The organism is Janthinobacterium sp. C22, assembly GCF_057919405.1.
In genome coordinates this window covers 3,505,177-3,520,509 of the sequence record NZ_CP193659.1, presented here as the reverse complement: position 1 = coordinate 3,520,509, position 15,333 = coordinate 3,505,177, and the positions used below count along the sequence as shown (strand labels likewise).

Here is a 15,333-nt window from a genome sequence, read left to right as displayed (position 1 = left end):
CATTGTTTGCTGCAGCAACTACCAAAACATCAATGCGCGCTGGCGCCTGCCGCGCCGATGCCCGTTTCCGAACGCATTTGCTGCGCTTCATAGCCTGCACGGTCGATGCGCGCGCGCGGGCTCTTGTCGAGCACCGAGAACAGCCAGATGCCGACGAAGCCCGCCGTCATCGAGAACAGCGCCGGCGAAGCGTACGGGAACAACGCTTCGCCATGACCGAGCACGTCGACCCACACGGACTTCGACACCACCGTCAGCGCCACGGCCGTGGTCAAGCCCAGGAAACCGCCGATGGTGGCGCCCCGCGTGGTGCAGTCTTTCCACAGCACCGACATGAACAGCACGGGGAAGTTGGCCGAGGCGGCAATGGCGAAGGCCAGCGAGACCATGAAGGCGATATTCTGCTTCTCGAACGCAATACCCAGCACCACGGCGATGATGCCCAGCACGATGGTCGTCACGCGCGACACCTTCAACTCGTTGGCGCCCGTGGCCTTGCCCTTCTTGATGACGGTGGCATACAGGTCGTGCGACACGGCCGACGCGCCCGACAGGGTCAAACCGGCCACGACGGCCAGGATGGTGGCGAACGCGACCGCCGACATGAAGCCGAGGAAGACGTTGCCGCCCACGGCCTTGGCCAGGTGCACGGCCGCCATGTTGTTACCGCCTAACAATTTACCGGCAGCGTCCTTGAACTCGGGATTGGTGCTCACCAGCACGATGGCGCCAAAGCCGATGATGAAGGTCAGAATGTAGAAATAGGCGATCCAGGTGGTGGCCCAGAACACGGATTTGCGCGCTTCCTTGGCGCTCGGCACCGTGAAGAAACGCATCAGGATGTGCGGCAGGCCGGCCGTGCCGAACATCAGCGCCATGCCGAACGAGATGGCCGAGATCGGGTCCTTGATGAAGGAACCGGGGCCCATGATGGCTTCCTTGGTGGCATGCACGTCCACCGACTTGGCGAACAGCGCTTCCGGGCTGAAGTTGAACTGCGCCAGCACGGCCACGGCCATGAAGGTGGCGCCGCCCAGCAGCATCACTGCCTTGATGATCTGCACCCAGGTGGTGGCCGTCATGCCGCCGAACAGCACGTAGATCATCATCAGGGTGCCGACCAGGACGACGGCGATCCAGTATTCGAGGCCGAACAGCAGCTTGATCAGCTGGCCCGCGCCCACCATCTGCGCGATCAGGTAAAAGGCCACGACGACGAGAGTACCGGAGGCCGAGAAAATGCGGATCGGCGCCTGCTTGAAGCGGTAGGCGGCCACGTCGGCAAAGGTGTAGCGGCCCAGGTTGCGCAGGCGCTCGGCCATCAAAAAGGTGATGACGGGCCAGCCGACGAGAAAGCCGATGGCGTAGATCAGGCCGTCATAACCGTTCAAAAAGACGGCGGCGGAAATGCCAAGAAACGATGCGGCCGACATATAGTCGCCCGCGATGGCCAGGCCATTCTGGAAGCCCGTGATGCCGCCGCCGGCCGTGTAGAAATCGGAGGCCGACTTGGTCTTCTTGGCCGCCCACTTGGTGACGAACAGGGTGAAGATGACGAAGACGGCGAACATGATGATGGCCGTCCAGTTGGTGGGCTGCTTGACCGCCTGGCCCAGGTCGGCGCCGGCCGCGAACGCGGCATTGCTGGCACCCAGCAAGGCCAGCGCGCTCAGGCTGGCCACGCCGCGCAGCGCATGCTTGGCGGCGCTCATGCCTGCACCCGTGCCTGGATCGCGCTGGTCAGGTCGTCGAATTGCTTGTTGGCGCGGCGCACGTAGATACCCGTGATGACCACGGTAAACACGATGACGAACAGGCCGATCGGCATGCCCCATGTCATCACGCCCGCGCCCGTTTTGGCGGCAAGAAATTCCTTGTCGAAGGCGATGAGCAGGATGTAGCCGTAATACACCAGCATCATCAGGCCCGTCAGAGCCCAGCCGAAGCGCGAGCGCACCTTGACCAGCTGATGGTAGCTGGGATCGCGCTTGATTTGTTGCACCAGATCGTCATGCATGTGTTGCCTCCGTTATATGTAAAAACCTGCTCTTTTATTGTCGAGCTTGCATTCACGATACGGTGCGAGGCTTACCCGCCCCTTACGGCGGCGTTTTTTCTCGCCGGAGCAACACCAGGCCGACAAGGTCAGTTCAGCGCGGCAGCCGGTCCGAAGAATTCATGGTGCGTCTGCCGTTCCGGCACGCCCAGTTCGCGCAGGTATCGCTTGACGGCCCGCATGAACGGCTGCGGCCCCAGGAAATAGGCATCGACGTCGCGCGATTCAGGCAGCCAGTGACCGAGCCGCTCTTTATCCAGCAAGCCGACGGCGTCCGGGGCGTCTTGCTCACCTGCATGTTCCGCGTAGCAGTAATAGCGCTGCAGCTGCGGGTGCCGCGCGGCCAGTGCGTCGATCTGCGCGCGGAACGCATGCACGCCGTGGTGGCGCGCCGCGTGGATGAAATGCACGGGACGCTTGCCGCGCAGGGCCGCCGTCAGCATGGCCAGGGTCGGCGTGATGCCCACGCCGCCGCTGATCAGCACCAGCGGCTTGTCGCTCTCGGTCAGCACGAAGTCGCCCGAGGGCGGCGTCAGCTGCACCGTGTCGCCCGCCTGCACGTGGTCATGGAAGAAATTCGACACCTTGCCGCCCTCTTCCCGCTTGACGCTGATGCGGTAGGTCTGGCCATTGCTGGCGGCCGACAAGGAGTACTGGCGGCGCATGGGCACGCCGTCGACCGTGACCAGCACGCCGATGTACTGGCCTGGCGCAAAGTCGAGCACGGGCTGGCCGTCGGCGGGCGCCAGCAGGAAGGACGTGATCTCGCCGCTTTCCACCGTCTTGCCGCGCACGGTGAAGTCGCGCGCGCCGCTCCAGCCGCCCGGTGCGGCGGCCTGCGCCTTGTAGATGCGCCCTTCCTCGCCGGCCAGGATGTCGGCCAGCTGGCCGTAGGCCGCGCCCCAGGCGCCGATGACGGCGTCGCTGGCGACCTCTTCGCCCAGGACTTCGCGGATCGCCTGCAGCAGGCTGGCGCCCACCAGTGGATAGTGCTCGGCGCGGATCTGCAGGGCCACGTGCTTGTTGACGATGGTGGCCACCAGGTCGCCCAGCGCTTCCAGCTGGTCGATATGCTTGGCGTACATCAGCACGCCATTGGCCAGCGCGCGCTGCTGGTCGCCGCTGTGCTGGTGCGCCTGGTTAAAGTACGGCAGCACCTCGGGATGGTCGCGGAACAGATTCTTGTAGAAATGGCGCGTCAGCGCTTCGCCGCCCTGCTCGAGGATGGGGACGGTGGCCGTGATGATGGCGCGTTGTTCTGGGGTCAGCATGTAAAACTCCTGTATCTATTAGTAAGCGGTTTCAGGCCAGTGTTTCAACGGCCGGGTATAACTCGTGGTCTTCGCGGCGCATGCGCTGGAACAGCGCGTGCAGCACGGTATTGGCTTCGCTGCGGAAGGCTTCCGGCTCGGCGGCCAGGCGCACGGGCGTATTCCAGCGGCCGGCGAAATCGAGGTAGGCGCCGGCGATGCCGTGCATCTCGTGTTCGTACTGGCGGCCCAGCTGGGCCACCCTGGCCACGCCGGACGCCTGCGCGGCCGGATACAGGTAGCGCTGCTCGACGGCCAGGTGCAGCTTGATCAAGCCGCTCATGGCGACGATCTGTTCGGCGATGGCCTGCGCCTGCGCGGCGACACCGCCGCGCGCCAGCCGGCGCAAGTCATCGATGGCGGCCAGGATGGCCAGGTGCTGCTGTTTGAATTTGTCGATATTCATGGCGTGATTCTCTTGTTGAGTGCTGCCAGTGTAGCGGAATCCGCTTAAACATGCAAACCATATACATCTTTAATGGTCCAGGTGAAGACGTCAATGTTTCCGGCAGGAATGTGCATCGACATGCGCCACTATGTGCGGCACAGAACACAAGCCACGGCCATGTCTGCCTATAATTTATTCATCTCAGCGCGGGCCCGTTTGCGGCCGTGCCGCACCCTCCACTCCAGCGAAGGATCAGTATGAACATCAAGACGGGCATGGGCCAGGCGCAGCAACTGGCCGGCATCATCAACGAGCACCACACGGAACTGCTGGACGGCTGGATGGCCGGCCTGATCGCCCGCCTGGTGCGGCGCGACAAGATCGCCGAAAACGAGCTGCGCCAGCAGGCATCGCAATTTTTGCCGCTGCTGGCGGGCGCGCTGGAAAGCGGCGACTCGTTCGACATCGAAGGCGGCGCCTGGGACGACACGCGCCAGCTGCTCGCCGAAATATCGCAGTCGCGCGTGCGCCAGGGCTATTCGCCGATCGACACGGCCAGCTTCATGTTCGCCCTCAAGGAACCGCTGTTCGCCTACCTGCGCAAGGCAATCACGGCGCAGCCGGAGCAACTGGGCGACGCCATCGTCAGCACCAGCAAATTGTTCGACGAGCTGGGCCTGCTGACCATCGCCATCTACCAGAAGGCGCGCGAACAGGTGATCTTGCGCCAGCAGCAGGAATTGCTGGAACTGTCCACGCCCGTGGTGCAGCTGTGGCAAAACGTGCTGGCCCTGCCCCTGATCGGCACCCTCGACAGCGCCCGCACGCAAGTGGTGATGGAAAGCCTGCTCCAAAAGATCGTCGACACGGGCGCCCTGATCGCCATCATCGACATCACGGGTGTGCCCACCGTCGACACGCTGGTGGCGCAGCACCTGCTGAAGACCATCGCCGCCGCGCGCCTGATGGGCGCCGACTGCATCATCAGCGGCATCCGCCCGCAGATCGCGCAAACCATCGTGCACCTGGGCGTCAACCTGGAAGACGTGATGACCAAGGCCACCCTGGCCGACGCCTTCGTCGTGGCCCTGAAGCGCACGGGTTCCAGCATCACCTACCAGCAGCAACAACACTGAGGCGCCTATGGAAAGAATCCCCATTTTACGCATGGGCCGGCTGCTGCTGGTGACGATCCAGGTGGACATGCATGACCGCCTGGCGATGACCCTGCAGGACGACCTGACCTCCCGCATCGTGACGGACCGCGCCACGGGCGTGCTGATCGACATTTCCGCGCTCGACATCGTCGACTCCTTCATCGGCCGCATGATCAGCAACACGGCGGCGATGGCGAAAATCCTCGACGCCCGCACCGTCGTCGTCGGCATGCAGCCGGCCGTCGCCATCACATTGGTGGAACTGGGGCTGACCCTGGAAGGCGTAAGCACGGCGCTCAACGTGGAGCGGGGCATCAAGCTGCTGGAACGGAGCGGCGCATGACGGGGGTGCCGTGCTAGGCGCGCAGGCACAGGAGCGGGCGCAGGCCGGTGTGCAGCAGATCCTGCCCCTGCACAGCGACGAAGACGTCGTGCGCTTGCGCAAGCAGGTGCGCGACAGCATGGTCGCCATGGGTTTTGGCCTGATCGAACAGACCAAGATCATCACGGCGGCCAGCGAACTGGCGCGCAACACCCTGCGCTACGGCGGCGGCGGCGAAGCGCGCATCGCGCGCGTCTGCGATGGCGCGCGCCAGGGACTGGAACTGCGCTTTGTCGACGCGGGACCGGGCATCGACGATATACCCCTGGCGCTGACCGATGGCTACACCAGCGGCGGCGGGCTGGGACTGGGGCTGGGCGGCGCCAAGCGCCTGGCCGACGCATTTCACATCGACACGGCGCCCGGTGCGGGCACCACCGTCACCATCGCGAAATGGAAGCTGTTTTGAACCACCAGGAACCACAGCCTGACATTCTCAGGCAAAGAAGTTTTCCCATCGGCGAACCGAGCGAGATCGCCGCGGCCCGCCGCGCCGGCAACGAACTGGCGCGCCGCATCGGCTTCGACGACGTGCGCACGGGCCAGCTGGCCATCATCATCAGCGAAGCAGCCACCAACATCGTCAAGCATGCGCAGCGCGGTGAGATCCTGCTGCGCAAGGTGCTGCGCGGCGGCACCAGCGGCATCGAGGTGCTGGCCATCGACAACGGTCCCGGCATGTCCAACGTGCGCCAGCACATGCAGGACGGCCATTCCACCACGGGCACCTACGGCGTGGGACTGGGCGCGATACGCCGCCTGGGCCAGGAATTCGACCTGTACACGGCGCCCGGCAAGGGCACGGTGCTGATGGTGGTGGTCTGGGGCCAGCACGCCAGCAGCGCCATTCCCGCCCACCCGAACTGGCGCATCGGCGCCGTGTGCCTGCCGCTGGCCTCGGAACAGGTGTGCGGCGACGCCTGGAACGTCGTGTGCGAAGGCCATGAACTGAGCCTGATGGTGGCCGATGGCCTGGGCCACGGCCCGCTGGCGGCGCGCGCGTCGGAACGCGCCAGCGCCCTGCTGGAACACGACACGCCCGGTTTGCCGCCCCTGCCCGCCCCCTTCATCGAACTGGCCCACGGCGCGCTGCGCACCACGCGCGGCGCGGCGCTGGCGGTGGCGCACATCGACAGCGCGCGCCGCGAACTGCGCTATGCCGGCGTGGGCAACATCGCCGCCTGCGCCTTCGACGCGCAGCAGCGCCGGCATCTGCTGTCGCATAACGGCATCGTCGGCAGCAATCTGCGCAAGGTGCAGGAATTCTGCTATCCGTGGCAGCTGGGCACGACCCTGATCATGCACTCGGACGGCCTGCACACGCGCTGGGACCTGGAACAGTATCCTGGCCTGGCGCAATGTCACCCCAGCCTCATCGCCGCCGTGCTGTACCGCGATTTTTCGCGCGGGCGCGACGACGTCACGGTGGTGGTGCTGCGCGAACATGAGGAACATCAAGCTGTAACGGCAGAAGGGACAGGTGCGGCATGACACAACGCATATTGACGGCCCATATCGGCAGCGAACTCGATGTGGTGGGGGCGCGCCAGCGCGCGCGGCAGATCGCCGCCCTGTGCGGCTTCGGCGTGCAGGACCAGGTGCGCATCGCCACGGCCGTGTCTGAGCTGGCGCGCAACGTCTACAACTACGCGGGCAGCGGCAAGGTGCATTTCGCCATCGATGGCCAGACGGCGCCGCAGGTGCTCAGCATCCGCATTGAGGACCAGGGCCCCGGCATCGCGCAGCTCGACCGGATACTGGCCGGCACCTACCGCTCGCCCACGGGCATGGGCCTGGGCATCCTGGGCGCGCAGCGCCTGATGGACCGCTGCCATATCCACAGCGCGCCCGGCGACGGCACGCAGATCACGCTGCACAAGCTGTTCCCGCGCGACGCGCCCCTGCTCGACGGGCAAAGCATCGGCACGCTGTCCGGCAGCCTGCAGGCGCTGCCATCGGATATCACGCTGGCCGAAGTGCAGCAGCAGAACCGCGAACTCATGAGCACCCTGGCCGAACTGAAGACGCGCCAGGAAGACCTGCTGCAGCTGACGCGCGAACTGGAAGACACCAACCGGGGCGTGGTGGCGCTGTTCGCGGAACTCGATGAAAAAGCCGACCACCTGCGCCGCGCCGACCAGATGAAGTCGCGCTTCCTGTCGAACATGAGCCATGAATTCCGCACGCCGCTCAGCTCCATCCGCGCCCTGTCCAAGCTGCTGCTCGACCGCATCGACGGCGAACTGTCGGAGGAACAGGAAAAGCAGGTGCTGTTCATCCTGCAAAGCGCCGTCAGCCTGAGCGACCTGGTGAACGATCTGCTGGACCTGGCCAAGATCGAGGCGGGCAAGGTCGACGTGCACGCCAACAGCTTCCAGGTGGCCGACCTGTTCAGCGCCCTGCGCGGCATGCTGCGCCCGCTGCTGGTGTCCGATACGCTCACGCTCACCTTCATCGACCCCGATCCGGCGCTGCAGATCCATACGGATGAAGGCAAGCTGTCGCAAATCCTGCGCAACTTCATCTCCAACGCCCTCAAGTTCACGGAAGCGGGCGCCATCGTCGTCAGCGCCACGCCCTTGCCGGAGCAGGACGCCATCCGCTTTTCCGTCTCCGACACGGGCCTGGGCATCGATGCCGAAGACGTGCAGCTGATCTTCGAGGAATTCAGCCAGGTGGAAAACCACATGCAGCGCAAGGTCAAGGGCACGGGCCTGGGCCTGCCCCTGTGCCGCAACCTGGCCACCCTGCTCAATGGCACGGTGTCCGTGGAAAGCACGCCAGGCCACGGTTCGCTGTTTTCCGTCGTCCTGCCCGCCAGCTACCATGCGCCCGAGGGCAGCCTGCCGCCGAGCGCGCCCGCCAACGACAATGGCAACGACCAGCGCATCGGCGTGCTGGTGGTGGAAGACAATCCGCCCGTGCGCCTGCTGTATGAAAAATTCTTGGCCGGCAGCGAATTTCGCGTCGTCCCCGCGCGCAGCGTGCGCGAGGCGCAGGAACGCTGGGAACAGCAGCGCCCCGCCGCCGTCATCCTCGACATCCTGCTGCACGGCGAACGGCCTGGCACTGGCTGGCCGAGCTGAAAAACGACCCGCTGCGGCGCCAGGTGCCCGTCATCGTCGCCACCGAGATCGACGACGTGCGCAAGGGCCTGGCCCTGGGCGCCGACGCCTATTACGTCAAGCCGCTGTCGCGCCAGCAATTGCTGGCGACCCTGCGCGCGCTGATCGGCAACCAACACCACCGGCAAGAGCCGGTTCCGCCGCAAGGCACAACCACCTGGGACAATGCGCATGCTACCGGATAACAACAGCGATGCTCTGATCCTGAACGTCGATGACAGCGATGGCGCACGCTACGCCAAGTCGCGCATCCTCAAACGCGCCGGCTTCAAGGTCATCGAAGCCTCGAACGGCGGCGACGCGCTGCTGCGCGCCCGCCAGGACCGCCCGAACCTGATCCTGCTCGACGTCAAGCTGCCCGACATCAACGGCCTGGAAGTGTGCCGCCAACTGAAGGGCGGCGCCGAGACGAACACCATTCTGGTGCTGCAGACGTCGGCATCGTGCATCGGCACGGCCGACAAGATCCGCGCACTCGATGGCGGCGCCGACAATTACCTGGTCGAGCCGATCGAGGCCGATGAACTGATCGCCAACGTCAAGGCGCTGCTGCGCCTGGGCCGGGTCGAGCGCGCGCTGCGCGACGTGGACCGCCGCAAGGATGAATTCCTGGCCACCCTGGCCCACGAATTGCGCAATCCGCTGGGCCCCATCCGCACGGCGCTGGCCCTGTTGTGCAAGCTCGATCCCGTCGTGCCGGCCGTGCAGGACAATGCGCGCCGCACCATCGGCCGCCACACGGACCACCTGGTGCGCCTGGTGGACGACCTGCTCGACGTGTCGCGCATTTCGCAGGGCAAGATCTCGCTGCAGTGGGAAAGCGTGAGCCTGCCCAGCGTCATCCGCAGCGCGCTGGAAACGAGTTCGCACAGCATCGAGGCGCGCGGCCATGCGCTCGACGTGCATCTGCCCAAGGAAGAACTGTGGGTCTGCGGCGACGCCGTGCGCCTGTCGCAGATCGTCGCCAACCTGCTGCTCAACGCGGCCAAGTTCACGGCGCCGGGCGGACGCATCGCGATTTCCGCCGCGCGCGAAGGCGACAATGTCCGCATCCGCCTGAGCGACAACGGCATCGGCATCGCCGCCGCCAGCATCGACAGCATCTTCGGCCTGTTCGAGCAGAGCGGCCATTCGCCCGACCGGGTCCAGGATGGCCTGGGCATCGGCCTGTCGCTGGTGCGCACCCTGGTGACCTTGCACGGCGGCCAGGTCAGCGTGCACAGCCCCGGCGTGGGGCTGGGCAGCACCTTCGAAGTGATCCTGCCCCTCGACGCCAACGTGCCAGTGCCGGCCGCCGCGCCGGCACCCGAGGCGGCCAGCGGCGGCAGCCAGCGCATCCTCGTCGTCGACGACAACTGCGATGCGGCCGACACCCTGGCCGAGCTGCTGGAAATGTACGGCCACACGGTGCGCACGGCCTACACGGGCGCGCAAGCGACCGAGCGCACGCTGGAATTCAAGCCCGACATCGTCTTTCTCGACATCGGCCTGCCCGACATGAGCGGCTACGACGTGGCCGGCAAACTGCGTCAGCTGCCGATACCGCAGCAATTCCAGCTCGTGGCGCTGACCGGCTATGGCCAGGAACACGACCGCCAGGCGGCCCTGCAGGCCGGGTTCAACGAGCACTTCGCCAAGCCTGTCGATTTCGGCAAGCTGGCCATGCTGGGGCTGCATATCACGCCATGAGCGGGGTGGCCGGCTGCCTGTTGCCGAGGCGTCGGCTATAATCGGCGGCCGGCGATGGCGCCGCATCGCATCCGCCGCGCCGGGCACCCCACCATTGGAACCATCACATGAAAACCCGCACGCCGCTGCTGCGCATCACCATGATACTGGGCGCCCTGCATGCCCTGCTGGGCTGGCTGCTGCTGCCAGCGCTGCCCGTCGGCCTGGCCGGCTGGCTGCTGGGCGGGCTGCTCCTGCTGGCGTCGACCATGCTCATGCCGATGACCATCTTCGCCCGCGCCGTCACCAACGATGCGCGCCTGGCCGACCGTTTGAGCTGGGCCGGCTCGCTGTGCATGGGCTTTTTTCCTCGCTGTTCGTGCTCACCGTGCTGCGCGAACTGCTGATGCTGGTTCCCGCCGCCCGCCCGCATGCGCAGGCCTCGGCCGTGGCGGCGCTCGCCCTGGCGCTGCTGGCCACCGTCCTTGGCTTCGTCAACGCCCGCCGTGTGGCGCGCGTGCGCGAAGTGACGGTGCCGATTACCGGCCTGCCGGCCGCCCTGCAGGGTTACAGCATCGTGCAATTGAGCGACATCCACGTGGGTGCCACCATCAAGCGCGCCTACGTGGACGCCATCGTCGCGCGCGCCAACGGCCTGCAGGCGGACCTCATCGCCATCACGGGCGACGTGGTCGACGGCACGGTGGCGCAACTGGGCAGCCATACGGCGCCGCTGGGCGGGCTGCGCGCGCGCCACGGCGTCTTCCTCGTCACGGGCAACCACGAATACTATTCGGGCGCCGCGCCGTGGGTGGCGGAATTCCGCCGCCTGGGCTTGCGCGTGCTGATGAACGAACATGCGGTGCTCGAACACGACGGCGCGCGCCTGGCGCTGGCCGGCGTCACCGACTTCAATGCGGCCGCCTTCGATCCGGATCAACGCAGCGACCCGCAGGGCGCCATCGCCGGCGCGCCGGCCGATATCCCCCGCATCCTGCTGGCGCACCAGCCGCGCAGCGCGCCCGAGGCGGAAGCGGCCGGCTACGACCTGCAATTGTCGGGCCACACGCACGGGGGCCAGTTCTGGCCATGGAATCTGTTCGTGCCGCTGCAGCAGCCTTACGTGGCGGGCCTGCACCGGCGCGGCCGCCTGTGGATTTACGTCAGCCGCGGCACGGGCTACTGGGGGCCGCCCAAGCGCATCGGCGCGCCGGCGGAGATTACAAGACTCAGGCTGGTGGCGGCCTAGCCGCTAATCGGCCCAGCTGGCCATCCACGCCTCGTAACGCGCCACCACCACCGGCGGATTCAAACTCGCCAGCGCGCCTTCCACCGGCTCGCTGTCGCTGACCTCGAACAGCAGCACGGCTTGATCGCGCTGCGCGCCCGTGCCGAAACAGCCTTCGGCGTCGAGCTGCGCCAGCGCCGCGATGCAGGCATCGAACACGCCGCTGCGGAAGGTGGCGAATGCGACGTCGAACGGCAAGTCGCGGTGCGCCTGCAGCAGCAAGCGGTAGGCGCTGTCGAAATACGCGCCGCCTTCCTCAAACGCCCATTCGGCCGGGTTCCACAGCATCTCTTCGCCGTATTCCGAGGCGGCCAGCGCTTCGCGGCTGTTCGCCATGGGGCCGATGGTCATGGCGCTGTCGTCGCTCACCAGCGCGAAGGCGTCGATGTGCTGCTCGGGATGCGCACGGCGCACGGCATCGACAGCCAGGCGCGCGGCGTGCGCCACCAGGGTTTGCAGCTGCGCGAAATCGAATACGGCCGGATCGATGAGGCTCGTGCGCGCCAGCGCGTAGCCATCGGCCAGCGCTGCCTGGCACCGAGCGGCGTACGCGGCATGCGCCTCGGCTTCGCTGGCGTAGTGCGTGCGCGTCTCCGCGCCCCAGGTCATGGCCGCGCCGCTGGCCGTCCAGACGGTCGAGCCGAATACGCGCGCTTCCTGGAAGCGGGCCGGCTGATCGCCGTCAAAGGTGTAAAACAGACTGTAGTTATCAGGCATGAGAATTTTTCTTTGTTTAATCGGGCCGCATCTGCGCGGCGAAATCGCGCTGGCGGAACTGCTCCAGCAAGAAATCGACGAAGACGCGCGTCTTTGCGGGCAGCAGCTTCTTGCTCGCATAGTACACGGACAGGGGGCCGGAATCGGCATGCCAGCCGGGCAGCAGGCGGATCAACGCGCCGCTGCGCAAGTGGGGCAGCGCGTGCGGCATGGGCAGCAGCGCCACGCCGACGCCCATGATGGCTGCCTGCGCCATCGCGTCCGGGTCGTCGAAGATGGCGCGCGGCCGGCATTCGGCCACGCCTTCGCCGCCCGAGCCGTCGCGCAGTATCCAGCTGCGCAATCTGCCGCTGCCGGCCGAGCGGCGCGCCACGCCGTCGAGTTGCGCCAGGTCCGAAGGATGGGCGGGCATGCGTTTCCCTCGCATGAAGGCGGGCGACGCCGTGGCGACGACGAGGGCGTGGCCCAGTTCACGGGCCACCACGCCGGGCGTCAGCTCGATGCCGCCGCCGATGGCCACATCAAAGCCCTCGCCGATCAAGTCCACTTGCCGGTTGTCGAAATGGCAGTCGGGGATGACGCCCGGATAGCGCGCGATGAACTCGCCCAGCAAGGGCACCACGTAGCTGCGCCCGAACGACGGCGCCATGCTGATTTTCAGTATACCGGCCGGCTGGCCGCCCTCTTCCGCCACGCCGGCGATCGCCTCGCGCAAGGTGGACAGGGCGCCGGCTATCTGCTGCAGGAAGCGCTCGCCCCCTTCCGTCAGGGTCAGGCGGCGCGTGCTGCGCTGGAACAGCCGCAATCCCAGGCTCGCTTCCAGCCGCGCCACGTTCTTGCTGACGGCCGCCGGCGTCAGCCCCAGGCGGCGCGCGGCCGCCGAAAAGCTGCCCAGTTCGGCGGACAGCACAAACGATTGCAAATGATTGAGGGCGTCCATGCGCCTATTCTACCCGCTCATTTGATCGCTTTGGTTGAAAGTGATTGTAGCGATTCATGGCTAGCGCGGCAGGAATGAAACATAGATACTGAATTCCTCGACTCCTCACACAGAAAGCCCATCATGCAAACCCAAAGCAACCATACCCAGTCACTGCAGAACAAGATCGCCTTTGTGACGGGCGGCTCGCGCGGCATCGGCGCGGCCATCGTGCGCCGCCTGGCCAGCCAGGGCGCCAATGTCGTCTTCACCTATCAAAGTTCGGCCGCCGAAGCGCAGGCGCTGGCGGCCAAGGTGGAAGCGGCCGGCGGCAAGGCGCTGGGCGTGCAGGCCGATGCGGCCGACGCCGCGGCCCTGACGGCGGCCATCGCCAAGGTGGCGGCGCAGTTTGGCCGTGTCGATATCCTCGTCAACAACGCGGGCGTGTTCCTGCCCGGCGCCATCGATGATTTTTCGCTGGCGGACTTCGACAAGACGATTGCCGTCAACGTGCGCGCCGTGTTCGTGGCCATCAAGGCGGCCGTGGCGCACATGCCAACGGGCGGGCGCATCATCAACATCGGCAGCACGAATGCGCACCGCATGCCGTTCGGCGGCGCGGCCGCCTACGCGATGAGCAAATCGGCGCTGAGCGGCCTGACGCAAGGCCTGTCGCGCGATCTGGGCCCGCGCGGCATCACCATCAACAACGTGGAACCTGGCCCCGTCGCCACCGACATGAACCCGCCCACGGGCGACTTCGCCGACCTGATGCACGGCCTGATGGCACTGCCCCGCCACGGCACGGCCGATGAAATCGCCGGCATGGTGGCTTACCTGGCCAGCGACGAAGCGGCGTTCGTCACGGGCGCGGGACTGAAGATCGACGGCGGTTTTGCCGCCTGATCCAGCCCGAACATCAGCGAGCGGTGCGCCGCCACGCCCGCCATGGCGCCGTCGGCCACCGCGAACGCCACGCTGCCGGCCATCCGTCCCGCGTCGCCGCAGCAAAAGACGCCGGGCACGCTGCTGGCTTTTTGCTCGTCGGTGCGCACGAACGGGCCCATGGCACCCTCTTCCAGCGCGCAGCCCAGCTCCACAGCCAGGGCGCTGGCCAGGCGGGTGCGGGTGACCACGAACAGGCCGGCCATCGCATGGCGGCTGCCGTCGGCCATGATCACGTCGGCCACGCCGTCGATCCGCGCCACGGGCGTGCGCAGCACCGTCACGCCGCGCGCATCCAGTTGCGCCAGCTGCGCCGCATCGGGCTCGAACGCGCCATTCAGGAAGAAGGTGACCGTGCCCCAGTCGGGCAGCATCAGCGCATGGTGCATCGACAGGGGACCGGTGGCCAGCACGCCGATGGCGCCCTGCTGCAGTTCATAGCCGTGGCAATAGGGGCAGTGAAAGACGCTTCCGCCCCAGCGCTGGGACAAGCCATCGACGGGCGGCAGTTCATCGATCACGCCGGTGGCCAGCACCAGGCGGCGGCCGTGAACAACGCTGCCGTCCGCCAGGGTCGCGTCGAAGCCATCGCCATCGGGGCTGGCTGCCGCCTGCACGGCCGTGCCGTCCAGCCAGGTGACGGTGGCATACGCCAGCAGCTGCGCCTTGCCCTCGGCGGCGATGGCGGCCGTCCCGCTGCCGTCCTGGGTCAGGAAACCGTGGGAATGGCTGGCGTAGCGGTTGCGGCGCTGGCCGCCGTCGATCACCAGCACGCGGCGGCGGGCGCGCGCCAGTTGCGTGGCGGCGGACAGGCCGGCGTAACTGCCGCCGACGATGATGGCGTCGAATGCGGCGCCGGGCGATTCAGGAATGGGCATGCAGTGCTCCTCGATGTATGGCGTATTCTTGGCTGAAACGGTCGGCCAGGTCGGCCAGGGTGACGGCGCCGAAGCGCCGGATCAGCAGCGCCTCGGCTTCATCGAAGGCGCCGGCCAGCGACTGGTTGACCACCTGCTCCACCAGGCAGCCCGGTTGGTCGACGCGGTTGCCCATGGCGAAGATGGTGGGCGAACCGACGGCCACGTAGATGTCTTGCAGGGTCACGCGGTGCAGATCGCAGACGATGCGCCAGCCGCCGCCATGGCCCTTGACCGAGGCCACGTAGCCGCGTTCGCGCAAGCCGGCCATCACGCGCCGCACCAGCACGGGGTTGGTGTCCAGGCAGCCGGCGAGTTCCCCGGACGTCATCGGGCGTCCCGCGTGGGCCATGTGCAGCAGCACATGGAGGATCGATGATAGTTTGCTGTCGCGTCTCATGTAACTCATGATAGTACATAATTTCCGCATATGCAAACGAGTTGCAATTGAGGGGCAAAAA

16 protein-coding genes and 1 pseudogene are annotated in these 15,333 nt (G+C 66.5%); 9 read left to right on the top strand and 8 right to left on the bottom strand.

The window, feature by feature from the left end; translation table 11 throughout:
• Positions 1-29: 29 nt before the first annotated feature.
• The 4 genes from ACRHIG_RS16440 to ACRHIG_RS16425 form a co-directional block, all read right to left on the bottom strand.
• Positions 30-1,712 carry a cation acetate symporter gene (locus ACRHIG_RS16440; RefSeq protein WP_475414957.1) on the bottom strand — a complete coding sequence of 561 codons (1,683 nt, stop codon included), beginning with the start codon at positions 1,710-1,712 and terminating at the stop codon, positions 30-32.
• A complete protein-coding gene (locus ACRHIG_RS16435; RefSeq protein ID WP_086139238.1) occupies positions 1,709-2,017 on the bottom strand; it encodes a DUF485 domain-containing protein in 309 nt (102 codons plus the stop codon). The genes ACRHIG_RS16440 and ACRHIG_RS16435 overlap by 4 nt, the downstream gene beginning before the upstream one ends.
• Positions 2,018-2,145: 128 nt before the next feature.
• Positions 2,146-3,327, bottom strand: coding sequence for an NO-inducible flavohemoprotein (gene hmpA, locus ACRHIG_RS16430; protein ID WP_489627113.1), 1,182 nt, complete (start codon positions 3,325-3,327; stop codon positions 2,146-2,148).
• Positions 3,328-3,358: 31 nt separating this feature from the next.
• Entirely contained in the window at positions 3,359-3,772 is a 414-nt protein-coding gene (locus tag ACRHIG_RS16425; protein ID WP_489627112.1) for a hemerythrin domain-containing protein, read from the bottom strand.
• 239 nt (positions 3,773-4,011) lie between these two features.
• Between ACRHIG_RS16425 and ACRHIG_RS16420 the strand changes: the two genes are divergently transcribed.
• From ACRHIG_RS16420 to ACRHIG_RS16385, 8 genes and pseudogenes are all read left to right on the top strand, one after another.
• Positions 4,012-4,890, top strand: coding sequence for an STAS domain-containing protein (locus ACRHIG_RS16420; RefSeq protein ID WP_475414954.1), 879 nt, complete (start codon positions 4,012-4,014; stop codon positions 4,888-4,890).
• Positions 4,891-4,897: 7 nt separating this feature from the next.
• Complete coding sequence (locus tag ACRHIG_RS16415; RefSeq protein WP_489627111.1) at positions 4,898-5,254, top strand: STAS domain-containing protein; 357 nt, start codon at positions 4,898-4,900, stop codon at positions 5,252-5,254.
• 10 nt (positions 5,255-5,264) lie between these two features.
• Complete coding sequence (locus tag ACRHIG_RS16410) at positions 5,265-5,702, top strand: ATP-binding protein (RefSeq protein ID WP_305059390.1); 438 nt, start codon at positions 5,265-5,267, stop codon at positions 5,700-5,702.
• The gene (locus ACRHIG_RS16405; protein ID WP_489627110.1) at positions 5,687-6,784 is read left to right on the top strand and encodes an ATP-binding SpoIIE family protein phosphatase; all 1,098 of its coding nucleotides are present in this window, start codon (positions 5,687-5,689) and stop codon (positions 6,782-6,784) included. Before ACRHIG_RS16410 ends, ACRHIG_RS16405 begins: the two co-directional genes overlap by 16 nt.
• Positions 6,781-8,379, top strand: a complete 1,599-nt coding sequence (locus ACRHIG_RS16400; RefSeq protein ID WP_489627109.1) for an ATP-binding protein — start codon at positions 6,781-6,783, stop codon at positions 8,377-8,379. The genes ACRHIG_RS16405 and ACRHIG_RS16400 overlap by 4 nt, the downstream gene beginning before the upstream one ends.
• Before the next feature lie 23 nt (positions 8,380-8,402).
• Complete coding sequence (locus tag ACRHIG_RS16395) at positions 8,403-8,603, top strand: hypothetical protein (protein WP_489627108.1); 201 nt, start codon at positions 8,403-8,405, stop codon at positions 8,601-8,603.
• Complete coding sequence (locus tag ACRHIG_RS16390; RefSeq protein ID WP_489627107.1) at positions 8,590-10,107, top strand: ATP-binding response regulator; 1,518 nt, start codon at positions 8,590-8,592, stop codon at positions 10,105-10,107. The genes ACRHIG_RS16395 and ACRHIG_RS16390 overlap by 14 nt, the downstream gene beginning before the upstream one ends.
• Before the next feature lie 107 nt (positions 10,108-10,214).
• Positions 10,215-11,335, top strand: a pseudogene (locus ACRHIG_RS16385) (metallophosphoesterase).
• Positions 11,336-11,338: 3 nt separating this feature from the next.
• On the opposite strand, the gene ACRHIG_RS16380 reads toward ACRHIG_RS16385, so the two are convergent.
• Positions 11,339-12,091 carry a DUF4303 domain-containing protein gene (locus tag ACRHIG_RS16380; protein WP_489627106.1) on the bottom strand — a complete coding sequence of 251 codons (753 nt, stop codon included), beginning with the start codon at positions 12,089-12,091 and terminating at the stop codon, positions 11,339-11,341.
• A 16-nt stretch (positions 12,092-12,107) separates the two neighbouring features.
• Positions 12,108-13,031 (bottom strand): LysR family transcriptional regulator, encoded by a 924-nt coding sequence (locus ACRHIG_RS16375; protein ID WP_489627105.1) that lies wholly within the window; start codon positions 13,029-13,031, stop codon positions 12,108-12,110.
• A gap of 123 nt (positions 13,032-13,154) precedes the next feature.
• Here ACRHIG_RS16375 and ACRHIG_RS16370 point away from each other — a divergent pair, with 123 nt between their 5' ends.
• Positions 13,155-13,916: an SDR family oxidoreductase gene (locus tag ACRHIG_RS16370; protein WP_489627104.1), complete on the top strand. Its 762-nt coding sequence runs from the start codon at positions 13,155-13,157 to the stop codon at positions 13,914-13,916.
• On the opposite strand, the gene ACRHIG_RS16365 is transcribed toward ACRHIG_RS16370, so the two are convergent.
• On the bottom strand, positions 13,844-14,833 hold the full coding sequence (locus ACRHIG_RS16365) for an NAD(P)/FAD-dependent oxidoreductase (RefSeq protein ID WP_489627103.1): 990 nt from the start codon (positions 14,831-14,833) through the stop codon (positions 13,844-13,846). The two genes, ACRHIG_RS16370 and ACRHIG_RS16365, sit on opposite strands and share 73 nt — an antisense overlap.
• Entirely contained in the window at positions 14,820-15,272 is a 453-nt protein-coding gene (locus ACRHIG_RS16360) for an RrF2 family transcriptional regulator (RefSeq protein WP_489630816.1), read from the bottom strand. Before ACRHIG_RS16360 ends, ACRHIG_RS16365 begins: the two co-directional genes overlap by 14 nt.
• Between the last annotated feature and the right edge of the window lie 61 nt (positions 15,273-15,333).